Origin of the sequence: Pseudooceanicola endophyticus, assembly GCF_018760365.1 — a bacterium.
Taxonomy (GTDB): Bacteria; Pseudomonadota; Alphaproteobacteria; order Rhodobacterales; family Rhodobacteraceae; genus Pseudooceanicola; species Pseudooceanicola endophyticus.
Genome location: NZ_JAHIAB010000016.1, coordinates 48,526 through 64,712, shown reverse-complemented (window position 1 = coordinate 64,712; position 16,187 = coordinate 48,526). Strand labels below are relative to the sequence as shown.

The following is a 16,187-nucleotide window of genomic DNA, read 5'->3' as shown; positions in this document are numbered from 1 at the left end:
GACGGGCTTACGACAGCGCCGCGGCAAAATCCCCGTAATCGAAATCGCGGACCAGACGTTCCGTCCCGTCCAGCTCGCGGATGGCAATGGCGGGCATCTTCACGCCGTTGAACCAGTTCTTCTTGACCATGGTGTAACCGGCCGCGTCCTGGATCGACAGGCGGTCGCCGGGCTTCAGTGCATGGTCGAACTTGAATTCGCCGAAGATGTCGCCGGCCAGGCAGGACTTGCCGCAGACCATCCAGTCCTGGTCACCCGCCTCGTTCATCTTGGCGCTTTCGCGGTAGATCAGCAGATCCAGCATATGCGCCTCGATCGAGCTGTCGACGATGGCCAGGTTCTTGCCGTTGAAGAGCGTGTCCAGCACGGTCACCTCCAGCGTGGTCGACTTGGTGATCGAGGCCTCGCCGGGTTCCAGATAGACCTGCACCTCGTTCTCGCCCGCAAAGCGCTTGAGCCGCTCGGCCAGCCTGTCCAGCGGATAGCCCTCGCCGGTGAAGTGGATGCCGCCGCCCAGCGAAATCCAGTCCATGCGGCGGATCAGGTGGCCGAAACGCTGCTGGATGGAGCCCAGCATGTTGTCGAAACGCTCGAAATCCGCGTTCTCGCAGTTGTTGTGGAACATGAAGCCGCTGATCAGGTCGGCGACGGGCTCGATATCCTCGGGGGTGTGTTCCCCCAGGCGCGAGAAGGGCCGTGCCGGATCCGCCAGATCGAAGCCCGAGGTCGAGACGCCCGGGTTCACCCGCAGGCCACGGGTGTGATCGCGGCTGACCTCCTCGAACCGGCGCAGCTGGTTCGCGGTGTTGAAGATGATCTTGTCGGAATTGCCCAGCACCTCGTCGATCTCGTGATCGGCCCAGGCCACGGAATAGGCATGGGTTTCGCCGGGGAATTTCTCGCGCCCAAGCTTGACCTCGTAGAGCGAGGAGGAGGTCGTGCCATCCATGTACTCGCTCATGAAGTCGAAGACCGACCAGGTGGCAAAGCATTTCAGCGCCAGCAGCGCCTTCGCCCCGGAGGCCTCGCGCAGCGTGGCGATCTTCTCCATGTTGCGGAGCAGGTGCGACTTGTCGATCAGGTAATAGGGCGTCTGGATCATGGTCCCGTGGTCACCTTCGTCTCGGGGTGAGGCCCATGGAAAGGGCGGTTTCGGCCCCTGCACTCGCCGATGCGGCGGGCGCAGGCAAGGGGAAAATCGTGGCAGGGGACCACCATTTAGGGGTCCGGAGCGGCGTTTACCAGTTGTTTATCTCAAACCGGAGATAAATCGAAGAGGCCGGCTGAAAAGGGGGCGGGGTGCCATGGTCCGGACGCTGTTCTTCGTCCACGTGCCGAAATGCGCGGGCATGTCGCTGATGCGGGCGCTGCAACGGGCGCTGCCGCCCGAACAGGTGTATCAGAGCACCTCTCTGATCGCCAATCTGCGCGAGGGGCGACCGGAATTCCTGGAACTGCCCAATCCGCGCGCGCTGCGCGCCGTCACGGGCCACTGGCTGCACGAGGCGATGCTGCCCTACATGGCCGGAGAGATCCGCTTTGCCACCGGGCTGCGCGATCCGGTGGCCCGCGTCAAAAGCCAGTACCGCTTTGACATGGGGCTGCGCGCCGAGGGCTGGCAGCCCCCCACGCCCGAGGCCTTCCTGGCCCGCAGCGGCAACGTGATCTGCAATTTCCTGACCGCGCCCTTTCCGGCGCTGCGCGGCGAATGCGCCTCGCGGCTGGAGGCGGCGAAGCTGGTGCTGTCGGCAATGGACACGGTGTTCGACCTGCCCGGTGCCACGCAAAGCCAGGCGGCGCTGCTGGCGGATCTGGGCCTTGATCCCTCCGGTCTGCGGACCGAGAACAGCTCGGCCGGGACGGGCATCGACTGGCCCGGGGAGGATGCCGAGATCCGCGATGCCCTGGGCGATGACCTGGCGCTTTACGACTGGTTCCGCGCTGCCGGACCGGAGGGCGATCCGCTGGGCAACCCGGTCTTCGATCCGCAGGCCCATGACCGGCTGGTTGCGCTGTGCGCCGCGCCGCGTCGTCCGCATCTGCTGGCCGATTACGTCGCACGCAAGCTGGCGCACGAGCTTTACGTGGAAACCCCGAACCCGGCGGCGATGGAGACCCGGCTCTGGCGCCGCCGCATCCAGGCCCGCGCCCTGCACGAGGCCTTCCGGGCGCGCTGTTCAGGCTGAGGCGCGCACCATGTCCACATGCAGCGCGGCACTGTCGAGATAGGCAAAGGCGTAGCTGTCGGCGAACCCGGCCAGCCGCGCCTCGGTCTCGCGCCGCTGGCGGGCGAAGGCGACGGGCAGGCTGACGCTGCGGTCCACCGGGTCGAGCGCCCGCCCGAAGACCTTGCGCATCAGCACCCACAGCTCTGCCGCGCCCTGCAGGAAGGGCTCGGCCAGGTCGGGGCGGATCGTTTCCAGCGTCCAGTGCAGCGTGTTGAAGAAGGAGACCGCGAAGGGATCGAAGCGCGGCCAGCCTTCCTCCACCGCGCGGCGCAGCACCAGGCGGTACATTTCCAGGCTGTAGATCATCCGTTCATCCCCGGCGCGGATGTCCTGTGCGGCGTGCTGGCGGTAGTGATAGCGCAGGTCCTCGCGGGTCGGGATCATCCCGGCATGCTGGCACGAGACCAGCTGGAACAGCAGGTCGTCGAAGGCGCGGATATGTTCGGGGAACCAGATGTCTCGGGCGTCCAGGAAATCGCGCCGGTAGACCCGCCGCCAGATCGAGGGTTGGCCGGTCACCGCCGCCTCCCAGGGCAGGGGATACCACTGCGCGCTGCCGAAGGGCTGGCGGGGGAACCCGGCATGGGCGGCGGCTTCGGGCGGCTCGGCGAACAGCCGTCCATGCGGCGTGTCCTCGAAGGGGGCAAAGCTGCCCTGCACGATCGGGGCGCCCGAATAGCGCGCCAGTTCCAGCAGGTTGGCGAAGAAATCCGGGTCCACGGTGTCATCGGCATCGACGAAGGCCAGATGCGCCGCATCCGAGGCCATGCGCCCGTGGTTGCGTGCCGAGGCGCAGCCGCCGTTGACCTTTTGCAGCAGCACCACCCGTGGATCGTCGCCGAAGGCGCGCCGGACTTCCTCGGCGCCGCTGTCGGTCGAGCCGTCATCGACCACCAGCGCGCGGATGTCGTCCCGCCCCGCCGTCAGGGTCGAGGCGACGCAGGCGCGGATCGTGGCGGCGCTGTTGTACATCGCCACCACCACGTCGAGGCCGGGGCGCAGGCCGCCACTTGCCGGGCCCTGCTGCAAGCGGAAGGGCGTGCCCGCCAGTGGCACATAGGCGCGGGTTTCGGGCGCCAGAAGCGTGCTGGGCACCGGCTGCCAGCTTTCCCCGATCAGCCATCTGGGCGGCGCGGCCTGCAAGGCCCCCAGCAGCCCGGCCTCCTGCCCGGGGCAGGTGAATTTCACCAGCGTCGGGGTCAGGGCGGCGACATGGGCGGGGGGCAGGGCGGGCAGGCTTTGCGCGGGGCCCGTGCCCTGCCATTCGGGCAGGTCGGCGGCCAGGAACCCGGGCTTTTCGCGATCTCCGCGCAGCAGGGCCCGCCCGCCACGCGCGCCGGGCACGATGGCGGCACGGGTGGCCTGCACCCGCCCGCGCAGCCCCAGCCGGTCGATGTTGCGGCAAAGCGCGGCATAGCTTTCCTCTTCGGGTTCAAAGCAGCGGATCTGCCAGCCGGGGAAGGCCAGGGCGAAGGGCAGGGCGAAGGCGCCGAAGCCCGCGCCGATGTCCACCGCCAGCCCGCTGTCGGGCAGCGCCTCGCGCGCCAGGGCGGGTTCGTAGATCTCGCGCAGCCGCCAGAGGCTGTCGGCGCCAAGGAACCCGCCGGGGCCGGGATCAAGCGCGACGCTGTGGCCAAAGGCGCTGACGAAAACCGGGTCGGACATGGGGGATCTCCTGCGGATGGGGGGGCAGACGCGGGTCGCGCAGCAGCCCCGAAAGCCAGTCGTGCAGCGGGGCGAGGGGGGCCAGCGGTTCCGGCAGGGCCGGCAGCACCCGGTAGATCGGGTCAGACAGGGCCAGCATGGCCACCGTCATGTCGCGGAAGGCGGCGCGGTGGGGATGGGCGATCACGCTTTCGGACCATTGGATCAGCCGCGCGCAGGACAGCAGCACCGAAAGGCGCAGCAGCGGGTCGCGGGCTTCGGCGGCCACCCGTTGCAGCGTCATCCGGGTCACCGCCAGCGTGTCGAAGCGCCGGGTATCGGCGCCGCCGGTGATCTGGCGGTGGCCATGGCGGCGGTGATAGGTGAAACCGGGGCTGTCGCTGACGGCCAGCCCGCGCGCATGGGTGACGGCGAGGGTGTGGAACAGGATGTCCTCGAAGAAATGGCCGTTGGGAAAGCGCAGCCGGTGCCGCGCGATCAGGCTGCGGCGGATCAGCTTGTTGGCCGATTGCGGCTCGCTCAGCTGGGCGAGGGGGCGGCGCAGCGGGTCGTCTGAGGGCCGCGCCGCCAGCTGGTCCAGCAGGGCGCGGTCGTAGAACGGGTGCAGGCTGTCGTCGGGTTCGCTCAGGTGGCCGGGACAGAGCACCAGCTCTGCCGGACCGGCGGCTGCCAGCATCCGCGCCAGCGCCCAGGGCGGACGCAGGTCATCGGCATCGAGGAAGCAGATCCAGTCGCCCCGCGCCTGTTCCAGCGCCCGGTTGCGCGCCGAGGACAGCCCGTCATTGGCCTGGCGCAGCAGCCGCAGCCGGGGATCGCACAGTCCTTCGGCCTCGGCCAGGGTGGCGGCATCGGCCCCGTCGGCGACCAGCAGCACCTCCAGCTCGGGGCCCTGCTGGGCCAGAACGGAACGCAGCGCCGGACCCAGCAGCGGCCCCTCGCGGTAGCAGGTGGTGATCGCCGTGATCCGTGTCATGACGCCCCTCAGGTCGCGTGTTCGCGCAGGATGTAGACGGCCATCACCGTGAGGGCCCAGCCCAGCAGCGCCACCACCGCGACCAGCAGGATCGACAGCCCGCGCTGGGGATAGAGCGGCTCCTGCGGCAGTTCAGGGGCCACGAAGGTCGCCAGGTAGCGCTGCTGGCGGTCGGCCTCGATCCGGGCGGCCTCAAGCGCGGCCAGCGCCGAGACGTAGCTGCGTTGCAGGAACTCCAGATCGACCGAGAGCGCCTCGTAGGCCGAGACGCTGTCGGTATAGGTGTCCCCGGCGCTGTCGTCCTCGCCGCTGCCCAGCCGTGCCTTCTGCGCCTCCAGCTGCTGCTCGACCGCGGCGATCTGGCCGTCGCGGATCTTGATCGGCGGGGCGTCGGGGCGCACGAACTGCAAAAGCGTGTCGCGTTCCGAGCGCAGCCGCGCCAGCTGGCCCTCAAGCTGGCTCAGCAGACCCTGCTGGGCGCCGGCAGAGGCCGTCGGGTCGATGTCCTGCCGGGTCTGGCGGAACTGAGCAAGCTCCGCACGGTGCTGGCGCAGGGCGGCCTCGACCCGGGCGACCTCGGCCTCGGCGGCGCGCATGGTGTCCAGGCGCGCGCGTTCCGAGATGTCGTTGACGAGGTTCGAGACCAGATCCAGTAGCCCCTGGGCGACCGCCAGCGCCTCTTCGGGGGTGAAGGCCTGCACCTCGACCGTCAGAACCTGCGATCCGGTGTCCAGGTAAACGGTGCGGAACCATCGGAAATGGCGTCGGAAATCCTCGAAGCTTGCAGAAGGGTCGATGCGGGCCAGCGGATCGGCGTGCGGCGAGGCATAGATGGTGCGCAGGTCCATCCGGCGGTCCAGCGCGCGCAGGGCGGCACCGCTGTCGATGTAATCCTCGACCATGTAGCTGTCGAGCAGCGTCGCCCCCGCCGAGGCCATGCCGGTCATCATCCCCAGCATGTCGGCCGCCGCATAGCCCGAGGGCGAGCGGATCGAGAACTTCATCTCGACCGCGTAGCGATCGGCGGCGACAAAGGCGAAGTACCAGACCGCCAGCAGCACCGGCAGCACCACGCAGGGCAGCGCCGAGAGCAGGACCCAGCGGCGCCGCCGTGCCTGGGCGCGCCATTGCCCGGGCTCCTGGCCCTGTAACGGCAGCACGGTCGCGGCGGGGGCCGGGGCGGGGCGGGGGATCTGGCGGGGCGTGCTCATGTCGGAAGGTCCGGTTGGCTTTGCCGGGAGACCGCCGCGGCCTGGGGCCGGGACGGGGCATTCAGCTGTTCGTAGCGGGCGATGCCCTCTTCCAGATCGGGGAAGAAAGTTAAGGTTCCGTTGTCGATGACCAGGGCGGCGTCACAGAATTCGCGCAGCATCGGCATGGAGTGGGAGACCATGACCAGCCGCGCCTGATCGGCCCGGGCCCGGAAGGCGGCGCGGCACTTGTGCTGGAAATGGCTGTCGCCGGCGCCCAGAACCTCGTCCACCAGGTAGATGCGGAAGGCGATGGCCATCGACAGGCCGAAGGCCAGCCGCCCGACCATGCCGGTGGAATAGGCCTTCACCGGCTGGTCGAAGAACGGTCCCAACTCGGCGAAATCGCGCACGAAGGCGGTGACGTATTCGGTGTTCTGCCGATAGATCCGGGCGACGAAGCGGACATTCTCGGCGCCGCTCAGCTGGCGGTGGAAGGAGCCGCGAAAGCCGATCGGCCAGGACACGCTGCCGGTGCAGCGGATGCGGCCGCGGTCCGGGGGCTCGATCCCCGCGATCATCCGCAGCAGGGTGGACTTGCCCTGACCGTTGCGCCCGAGGATCGCGATATTGGCATCTGGCAGGGTCAGGCTGACGTCCTGCAGGATCGGCCTCTGGCGTCGTCCCGACAGGGGATAGGCCTTGCTGAGCCCCTCCAGCGCGATCATGACGCCTTGCGCCCGAAGGTCAGGGTCAGCGCCAGGCCAAGCACGACCGAGCCGCCGGCGAACCAGGCCAGGTAGGCCAGGTCCAGCTCGGGGGCGCGGTAGCCGGCCAGGTAGCCGGAGCGGAACCCTTCGACGATATGGATCAGCGGGTTCCAGACCAGCATGTCGCGCGCGCCCTCCGGCATCGCGTGGAGCGAGAAGAAGATCCCCGACAGCAGGAAGGCCGGCCCCATCAGCACGCCGTAGAGATGGCCGAGCGAGGGCAGCCATTCCCGCGCCGTGGCCAGGCACATGGCGACCCCGAAGGCCAGCGTCGCCGCCAGCCCCAGCACTGCCAGAAGTTGCAGCGGATGGGCGGGGGGCGGTGCGCGCAGCCAGGCGATCTGGGCGCCGAAGACCAGCCCCATGACCAGCAGCGCCGTGGCGCTTTCCAGCAGCACCCGCGCCAGCACCGCATCCACCGGCTGCACCGGCGGGTAGTGGAACAGCGGCCGGTTCGCCTCCAGCGCGCCGGAGGCATACTGGCTGGAGGTGCGGAACAGGTTGAACGGCAGCACGCCGGTGGCGAAGAACAGCGCGAAGTCGTAGCCCGAGATCCCGCTGGAGCGCAGTTGCGAGAAGACCAGTGTCAGGAACAGGATCAGCGCCACGGGCTCGATCACCGCCCAGCCGTAGCCCAGGTGAGAGCGTCCGTGACGCACCCGCGCCTCGCGCAGGAGAATGGCGAAGATGACCCGCCCCTGGCTGTCCATAGCCGCCAGCATGATCGTGAAAAGCCCCCCGGCATCATCAATGGTTTGTTAATCGGACTCGCCTTTTGTGTCCCGTAAAGCATCGTCCGCCTTCCTTAAGGTTGTGCTAACACTTTCGGTCCGGTCGTCAGAAGCGGCGCCGGGGCGGTCGGTGGCGGGGTAATTTACGCGGAGCGGCCCTGGCTCCGGCATCGAAAGGGTTGCACATGATCAGATTCGCTGGACGCGCCTGCAGACTTCCCATGGCGCCCTCGGTCGCGGCCTTCGCCGATCTGATTTACGGCGGGCGCTGCGCGGTGACCGAGATCCCTGACAGCCGCTGGCGCAAGGCGCTCTATCATCACCCGGTGCCCGGCACACAGGGCAAGACCTACAGCTTTGCCGCCGGTGTGCTGGAGGATCCCGAGGTCTTCGATCCGGCGGTCTTCGGGATCTCGCCGCGCGAGGCGCTGAGCATGGATCCGCAGCAGCGCCTGATGCTCCAGGTGGTCTGGGAGGCGCTGGAGGATGCCTGTCTGAAACCCTCGGAACTGGCGGGCAAGGACATCGGCGTCTTTGCCGGCGCCTCGATGACCGATTACGCGGTGGTGCTGGGCCATGACCCGCGCACCGCCGACGGCTATGTCATGAGCGGCAATTCCCTGGCGGTGATCGCCAACCGGGTCAGCCATGTCTTCGACTGGCATGGCCCCTCGATGACCATCGACACCGCCTGTTCCTCTTCGCTTTTCGCGCTGAAGGCGGCGCAGCAGGCGCTGCTGTCCGGTGAGGTCGAGATCGCGGTGGTCGGCGCCACCAACATGCTGATGCTGCCCAGCCAGTTCGTCGGTTTCGCGGCAGCGCGGATGCTGTCGCCCTCGGGCCTGTGCCAGGCGTTCTCGGCGGCGGCGGATGGCTATGTGCGGGCGGAGGGGGCCGTGGCCTTCGTGCTGACCCGCGAGGATGCCGCGCTGGCCTCGCCGCAGGATCACGGGCGTCTGATCCATGTCGGCACCAACACCAGCGGCGCCACGGTCAACATCGCGCTGCCCTCGGCCGAGGCGCAGCTGCGGCTGCTGCGCGACACCTACCGCGACGCCGGGATCGACCCCGAAGACCTGGCCTTCGTCGAGGCTCATGGCACCGGCACCGCCGCCGGCGATCCGATCGAGGCGGGCGCGCTGGGCGAGGCGCTGGGCCGGCTGCGCCGCCGTCCGCTGCCCATCGGCTCGGTCAAGACCAATATCGGCCACCTCGAGCCCGCCGCCGGCTGCGCGGGCCTGCTGAAGGCGCAGCTGGCGCTGGAAAGCGGGCGGCTGGCCCCCTCGCTGCATTCGGGCGTGCTGAACCCGGCGATCCCCTTCGAAGCCCTGAACGTCTCCGTGCCGCAGAAGGTGCTGGACCTGCCCGCAGCGGCGCGGCTGGCCGGCGTCAGCTCCTTCGGGTTCGGCGGCGCCAATGCCCATGCGATCATCGCCGCCCCGGCGCCGCGTCCGGTTCCCGTGCAGGGGCCCGATGCGCCGACCGGTCTGTACGTGGCTTCCGCCTTCTGCCGCGCGGCTCTGGCTGAGACGCTGGAGAGGGCGCAGCCTGTGCTGGAGGGGGCCGAGGCCCCCCGCCTGAAGACCGAGGCGCTGCACCTGCGCGATCTGCATCCCGAACGGCTGGCAATCCTGGCCGAGGGCGGGGCGGAGGCGGTCGCGGCGGCGGTGGCGGGCACGGCCCATCCGGCGGTGCTGCGCGCGACCAGCCGGCTGCGCGACGCCCCGACGCTGTTCCTGTTCTCCGGCAACGGGGCGCAGTTCCCGGGCATGAGCCTGGCCGCGCTCGACAGCGATGCCGCCTATCGCGCGGCCCATGATGCCATCGACGCCGCCTGGCAGGCCGCCCAGGGCTGGTCCCTGCAGGAGGCGTTGCGGGCCCCCGACCTGGAGACGCGCCTGCCGCAGGCGCCGCTGTCGCAGCCGCTGCTCTTTGCCGATCAGGTGGCGATGGCACGGGCGCTGATGGCGCGCGGCGCAACCCCCGGGGCGGTGCTGGGCCACAGTGCCGGAGAGGTGGCTGCCGCCCATGTGGCCGGGCTGATCGCGCTTGACCAGGCGCTGCGGCTGGTGGCCGCGCGCAGCACCGTGCAACATGCGCTGGAGGGGCAGGGCACCATGGCCGCGCTCCAGGTCCCGGTCGAGGAGGCCGAGGCGATCCTGGCCGACTGGGGCGATCCGCAGATCGGGATCGCCGCCGACAACAGCCCGCGCAGCGTCTCTCTTGTCGGCCCGCCCGAGGCGCTGGAGGCCTTCCGCCGCCATGCCCGCAAGACCCTGCGGCTGGCCTGCGTGCCGATCCGGGTGCGTTATCCCTACCATTCCGCCCTCCAGGAGCCGCTGCGCGACAGGCTTCTGGAAACGCTGGGCCCGGTGCAGGTGCCGGATGAGGCGCCTGATGGGGCGCCGGCCTTCTATTCCACGGTGTCGGGGCGGCGCATGACGGGCGGTGACCTTGATGCCGGGCACTGGTGGGCCAACATGCGCCAGCCGGTGCAGTTCCGCAGCGCCCTGCAGCAGGCCGCCCGCGACGGCTTCCGCGTCTTCCAGGAGATCGGGCCGGATCCGGTGCTGGCCGCCTATGCCCGCGACAGCCTTCAGGGCGGACCGGGGGCGGTGGCGGTGCTGCACAGCGCGGCGCAGGCCGATGCGACTGTGCCGGGGCCGGTGGCCCGGGCGGCGGCGAGGCTTTACCTGCACGGCGGGCGCATTCCCGCAACCGCCTTTGGCCCCCGTCCGGCGGGGCCGGCGCGGCTTCTCGGGGCCTATCCCTGGCAGGGGCAGCCCTACCGGGCCGGCGATACGGCGCGGCTCAACCGCGGGATGGGACGGGATGCGGCCTGGCATCCGCTGCTGGGGATCGAGACCTCGGCGGGGGGGCATGTCTGGCAGGGCGAGGCGGATCAGCACCTGTGCCGGGCCTATCGCGATCACCGGGTCGGCGGGCGGATCCTGCTGCCCGGCATGGCCCTGGCCGAGATGGCGCTGGCGGCGGGCCAGAGGGCGCTGAAGACCGATCATCCGGTGCTGGCCGATTTCGACATGCGGTCCACCCTGCCGCTGGGCGAGCGCGACCTGCGCCGTCTGCGCACCGAGCTGGATGTCGCGGAGGGACGTCTGCGGATCCTGTCGCGCAGCCGCTTCTCGGAGGAGGACTGGCAGCTTCATGCCACCGGCGCGCTCTCCGAGGAGGGGCCCGGGTCCCAGGCCGGGGCGCCGGCCCCCGATCCCGCACCCGGGCCCGGCGACCGGCCCGGCTGGGTGATCTACCGGCAGGCGGCAGAGATCGGGCTGGATTACGGCCCCGCCTTTGCCCGGGTGGCACGCTGGCGACAGCAGGGCGCGGTGACCGAGGTGCTGCTGCGCCCGGTCGATCCCGAAGAGGCCCCCGATCCCCGCCTGCTGCTGGATGTCGTGGGCACCGACGCGGTGCTGCACGGGCTGGTCGGGCGACTCCAGAAGGGCCGGTTCGCCGATGCCGGGCTGGCTTTCGTGCCGGTCCGCATCGACCGGCTGGAGCTGCTGCGCCCGGGGGCCCGGATCGCCTCGGGGCGGGTGGTGCTGCGGCGCGAGGGGCGGCGCAGCCTGCTGTGCGATGTCATGCTCTACGATGCCGGGGGGCAGGGCTGTGCCCGGCTGAGCGGGCTGCGGCTGCGGGCGCTGCGGCTGGCGGCGCCGGTGGACCTGCAGCATCACGCCTTCGGGATGGCGCTGGAGCCGCTGACGCGGATTGCCGCCGGCCTGCCGGATCCCGAAACCCTTGCTGCGGCCTTGGCGGACAGCCTGCCGGAGGCGGATGAGCAGGCCCGTCTGCTGGATGCGATCGCCTTGCAGATCAGCGACCCGGCGCCGGATCTGCCACCGGTGCCCGCGCTGCTGGCCGACCTGCTGACCGAGGCGCCCTCCCTCGGGGCCGAGGTTGCGGCGCTGGCGCTGCGGGCGGAAGATCCCGACGCCGCGCCGACCTTGCCGGGCGGGGCGTTCGAGGCGCTGCGGGACGACTGGCTGCTGGCCCGTGTCGAGGGGCTGCACGCGGCCCTGCCGGACGGTCAGCGGGCCCGGCTGCTGGAGGTTGGCAGCGGCCCGGCGCGGCTGCTGCCCCGTTTGGCCGGGCGCAACGGCGCCGCATCCGAGCTCTGGGCCTGCGATCCCCGGGAGACGGGGCGGCGCCCGCCGCTTGCCCTTGGCGAGATCGGTCAGATCGGCCTGCCCGGACCCGAGGATGCAGGGCGTTTCGATCTGGTGGTGATTTCCGGGGCCGGCCTGGCCAGCGCGCCGGTGCTCGAGGCGCTGCGCCCGGCCCTGGCGCCGGGCGGGGTTCTGCTGCTGGTCGAACCCCGGGCGCGGCCCTTCACCACTCTGTTGAATCCCGGACTGGCCGACAGCGCGGAGGATCTGGCCGAGCGCGCCCGGGCGGCGGGCCTGGCCGAGGCCGCGACCTTCGCTGCGCCCGAGGCGCTTGGCGGGGTGCTGGGACTGGTCGCGCGCCAACCCGTCCCCGAGGCACCGTCCGGCGCGGAGGACCCTTTGGATCCCCTGGCCGCGGCCCTGGGCGGTGCGGGCCCCGGCCCGGACCCGGAGCTGACGGGCGCCGATCTTCAGCTGCTGCCGCGGACCCCGGAGGCGCCGCTGATCCTGCTGGCGCCGCCCCCCGATCCTGCCGGGGCAGAGGGCGCGGCGGATGCCTGCCTGGTGGCACGGCTGCTGGCCCTGTCGGGCCTCTTGCAAGAATTGGCGGCGGCGACCGGCGGGGCGCTCTGGCTGATCTGCCCGCGGGGGGCCTGCCATGACGGGGCCGTGCCGGTGCCGCAGCAGGCGGCGCTCTGGGCGGCGCTGCGCAGCGCCAAGAACGAATATCCCGCGCTGGAGCTGCATGCCGTCGATCCCGGCCCGGAATTGCCGACGGGCGAGGCCGCGCAAGAGCTGGCGCGGCTGATCCGCGCCGGCACGCCGGAGACGGAGATCGTCCTGACGGGCGGGCGGGCCTGCGGGGTGCGGGTGCGCCCGGGGCTGGCCGAGGCGCCGGTGCCTGCCGCCGCCGCGCTGCGGCTTGAGGCCGACCCGGCCGGTGGCATCGACCAACTGGACTGGTACGCCGCGCCCCGTCCCGATCCCGGCCCCGGAGAGGTCCGCCTGCGGGTCGAAGCCGCCGGGCTGAACTACCGCGATGTCATGTGGTCCATGGGGGTGCTGCCGGAGGAGGCGCTGGAAACCGGCTTTGCCGGCCCGGCCCTGGGGCTGGAATGCGCCGGCCGGATCGAGGCCTGCGGCCCGGGCGTCACGGGGCTGCATCCCGGCGATCGGGTCGTGGCCTTCGGATCGGCCTGCCTGTCCAGCCACCTGGTGACCGCCGCCGATTGCACCGCACCGCTGCCCGAGGAGATCCCGGCAGAGCAGGCGGCGACCCTGCCGGTGGCCTGTTTCACCGCGCTCTACGCGCTGGATCACCTGGCCGGGCTGGCGGAGGGTGAGACGGTGCTGATCCATGGCGGTGCCGGGGGCGTGGGCCTGGCGGCATTGCAGCTGGCACGGGCCCGGGGCGCCCGGGTGATCGCCACTGCCGGGACGCCTGCCAAGCGCGCCCTGCTGCGCGCCCTTGGCGCCGAGATCGTGCTGTCGTCGCGCGACGGCGGCTTCGAGGCCGGGATCCGCGCGCGCTGTGGCGGTGTCGATGTGGTGCTGAATGCGCTGTCCGGAGAGGGGCTGCGGCGCAGTCTTGGGCTGCTGCGGCCCGGCGGGCGCTTCCTGGAGCTGGGCAAGGTCGATTTCTACGCCGGCAGCCGTCTGGGGATGCGGGCGCTGAAGGACAATATCGCCTTCCACGGCATCGATATCGACAGCCTGCTGCGGCAGCGTCCGGCCCTGGCGCGGCGCCTTTTCGGGCAGGTGATGCAGGGGCTGACGGAGGGCTGGTTCTGGCCCTTGCCGCTGCATCGGGTCCCGGCCGGGGCGACCCGGGAGGCGTTCCGCGCCATGCAGCGGTCCGCGCATCTGGGCAAGCTGGTGATCACCCCGCCCGATCCGGCACGACGCGCCCCGGCGCGGCAGCGGCCGATCTACCATCCCGATCCCGGCGGGCTGAGCATCATCGCCGGCGGTGGGCGGGGTCTGGGGCTGGCACTTGCGGACCGGCTGGTGCGCGACGGGGCCAGCGCCGTGGCGCTGCTGGGCCGCTCGACCGCGCCGCCTGCGGAGGCCCGCGACCTGATCGCGCGCGCCGCCGGGCTGGGGGCCGAGGTCCGCTACCTGTGCTGCGACATCACCTGCCGCGAAACCCTTGAGCAGACGCTGGCCGAACTGCGCCTCTGGCGCCCGCCGGAACTGGTGGTGAACTCGGCCATGCTGTTGCAGGACATGCGGATGGCGGATCTGACCGGCCCCGTGCTGGAGCGGGCGCTGGCCGCCAAGCTGGCAGGTACGCGCAACCTCGACCGCGCGACGCGGGGCGATGCGCTGCGCGATTTCGTGGTCTTCACCTCCATGGCGACGCTGATCGGCAATCATGGCCAGTCCGCCTATGTCGCCGCCAATGCCGCCGCAGAGGCGCTGATCCGCGCCCGTCGCGCCGCCGGGCTGCCCGGGCTGGCCGTGGGCTGGGGCGCCATCGAGGACACTGGCTACCTGTCGCGCGAGGCAGGCACCGCCGCGCTGATCCGGCGCTTCGGCGGCGGCGTCAGCTTTACCTCCCGGCAGGCGTTGCGGGCGCTTGACCAGATCATGGGGCGCGGGCCCGGAGCGCTGAGCGATCCGGTCGCCTGGATCAGTCCGATGAGCTGGTCCGGTCCGGTCGCCGGGCTGCGGCTGCTGTCGGGGCCGACCTTCGCGACCCTGGCCGCCCGCGCCGGAGAGGGCGCCGCGCTGCAGGAGGGAGAGGGCCTGCGCCTGCAGATCCAGTCGCTGCCCGAGGCGGCGGCGGTGAAACGGCTGACCGGTTTCCTGCTGGCCGAGATCGCGCGGATCCTGCGGGTGCCCGAGGGCACGCTCTCGGCGGCGATGCCGGTTTCGGAAATGGGGGTCGACAGCCTGATGGGGGTGGAGCTTGGCCTCGCCGCGCAGCAGGCCCTGGGCGATGACATCCCGCTGATGGCGATCTCGGGGCAGTTGCCCGCCGAGGAGATCGCCCGACGCATCACCCGGCACCTGCAGGGCGGCGGAGCCGATCCGGCCTCGGCCCTGACGCTGCTGGCGGCACAGCATGGCGGCAACCGGTCAGGGGATGGCTGGGGGCGCAACGACGGCAGCATGGAGGCAGCGGAATGACCCTCTCGACGGCACGGCGCGGGCTCGATCCCGACATTCGCAGGCGTATGCTAAGCCAGGCGGGCGCGGCCCCGGTGCGACCGGAGGCGGGCCTGCCCCGCAGCGGCGGGCCGGCGCCCGGGCGGCTGGCCGGGCTTGATCGGCTGGAGGCGGTGCAGCGCGGTGCGGCGCTGGAGCGGGCGCTGGCCCTGCTGGACCTGGAACCGCCCTATTTCCGGATGCATGACGGCCATGCCGGCGCGGAAACGCGGATCGCCGACCGCGCCTGCCTGAACTTCGCCACCTACGACTACCTGGGCCTGAACGCCGATCCGCGCCCGGCGCGGGCCGCGGTGCAGGCGATCGGGCGCTACGGTGTCTCGGCGGGGGGCAGCCGCATGGTCTCGGGGGAACGTCCGGTGCACCGCGCGCTGGAGGCCCGCCTGGCCCGGCATTACAACAGCGAGGCGGCGCTGAGCTTCGTCAGCGGCCATGGCACCAACATGAGCCTGCTGGCGGCAGTGACAGGCCCCGGCGACCTGATCGTCCATGATGCCCATATCCACAACAGCGTGCGCATGGGGGCGGCGCTTTCGGGGGCCTCGGTGCGCAGTTTCGCCCATAACGATCTGGCCGCGCTGGAGCGGATCCTGGCCCATAACCGTCCGCTCTGCCGCAACCTGCTGATCGTGGTCGAGGGGCTGTATTCCATGGACGGCGACCTGCCGAACCTGCCCGGGCTGCTGGCGCTGCGCGACTGCTACGATGCCTGGCTGATGGTCGACGAGGCCCATGCGCTTGGCTGCGTGGGGGCGCGCGGGCAGGGGGTGGCGGCGCATTACGGCCTTGATCCGGCCTGCGTCGATATCTGGATGGGCACGCTGTCGAAGACGCTGGCCTCGACCGGGGGCTACGTGGCGGGCTCCGGGGCGCTGATCCGGCTGCTCAAGCACGAAGCGGCGGGGCATGTCTTTTCCGTCGCGCTGCCGCCGATGCTGGCGGCCTCGGCGCTCTGCGCGCTGGAGCTGCTGGAGCAGGAGCCGGAACGCTGCGCCCGCTTGCGCGAGAACGGAGCCTATTTCGCGGCACGCGCCGCAGAGCTTGGGCTGAACACCGGGACCGGGCAGGGCTTCGGCATCATGCCGGTGATGGTGGGGGCCTCTCCGGTGGCGGTCAAGCTGTCGGAGCGGCTGCTGGAGGCAGGCGTCAACGTCGCCCCGGTGACCTTCCCGGGCGTGCCGATGAATGCCGCGCGGCTGCGCTTCTTCCTGTCTTCGGACCATACCGAAGCGCAGATCGATCAGGGGCTGCGCGCGCTGCGCCAGGCTCTGGACCGGCTGGAGGAGGAGGGGTTCCTGGGGCTGGTCGAGGGCCTGGGGGCGGAGGGCTAGG

General features: G+C 71.2%; 9 protein-coding genes. 3 read left to right on the top strand and 6 right to left on the bottom strand.

The window, feature by feature from the left end; genetic code table 11:
* Positions 1-7 precede the first annotated feature (7 nt).
* Entirely contained in the window at positions 8-1,099 is a 1,092-nt protein-coding gene (locus KM176_RS21865) for a carboxynorspermidine decarboxylase (protein ID WP_160896699.1), read from the bottom strand.
* A 205-nt stretch (positions 1,100-1,304) separates the two neighbouring features.
* Here KM176_RS21865 and KM176_RS21860 point away from each other — a divergent pair, with 205 nt between their 5' ends.
* Positions 1,305-2,186, top strand: coding sequence for a hypothetical protein (locus KM176_RS21860; protein ID WP_160896671.1), 882 nt, complete (start codon positions 1,305-1,307; stop codon positions 2,184-2,186).
* On the opposite strand, the gene KM176_RS21855 is transcribed toward KM176_RS21860, so the two are convergent.
* From KM176_RS21855 to KM176_RS21835, 5 genes are read right to left on the bottom strand one after another with little or no spacing between them, the layout of a single operon-like run.
* Complete coding sequence (locus KM176_RS21855) at positions 2,178-3,893, bottom strand: glycosyltransferase (RefSeq protein WP_160896670.1); 1,716 nt, start codon at positions 3,891-3,893, stop codon at positions 2,178-2,180. The two genes, KM176_RS21860 and KM176_RS21855, sit on opposite strands and share 9 nt — an antisense overlap.
* Positions 3,844-4,866, bottom strand: a complete 1,023-nt coding sequence (locus KM176_RS21850) for a glycosyltransferase family 2 protein (protein ID WP_160896669.1) — start codon at positions 4,864-4,866, stop codon at positions 3,844-3,846. Before KM176_RS21850 ends, KM176_RS21855 begins: the two co-directional genes overlap by 50 nt.
* 8 nt (positions 4,867-4,874) lie before the next feature.
* Positions 4,875-6,077: a hypothetical protein gene (locus tag KM176_RS21845; RefSeq protein ID WP_160896668.1), complete on the bottom strand. Its 1,203-nt coding sequence runs from the start codon at positions 6,075-6,077 to the stop codon at positions 4,875-4,877.
* Complete coding sequence (locus tag KM176_RS21840; protein WP_160896667.1) at positions 6,074-6,784, bottom strand: ABC transporter ATP-binding protein; 711 nt, start codon at positions 6,782-6,784, stop codon at positions 6,074-6,076. The genes KM176_RS21845 and KM176_RS21840 overlap by 4 nt, the downstream gene beginning before the upstream one ends.
* Positions 6,781-7,548 carry an ABC transporter permease gene (locus KM176_RS21835; RefSeq protein WP_160896666.1) on the bottom strand — a complete coding sequence of 256 codons (768 nt, stop codon included), beginning with the start codon at positions 7,546-7,548 and terminating at the stop codon, positions 6,781-6,783. The genes KM176_RS21840 and KM176_RS21835 overlap by 4 nt, the downstream gene beginning before the upstream one ends.
* Positions 7,549-7,742: 194 nt before the next feature.
* On the opposite strand from KM176_RS21835, the gene KM176_RS21830 reads away from it, so the two are divergent.
* A complete protein-coding gene (locus KM176_RS21830; RefSeq protein ID WP_160896665.1) occupies positions 7,743-14,816 on the top strand; it encodes a type I polyketide synthase in 7,074 nt (2,357 codons plus the stop codon).
* On the top strand, positions 14,813-16,186 hold the full coding sequence (locus KM176_RS21825; protein WP_160896664.1) for an aminotransferase class I/II-fold pyridoxal phosphate-dependent enzyme: 1,374 nt from the start codon (positions 14,813-14,815) through the stop codon (positions 16,184-16,186). Before KM176_RS21830 ends, KM176_RS21825 begins: the two co-directional genes overlap by 4 nt.
* The last annotated feature ends 1 nt before the right edge of the window (position 16,187 follow it).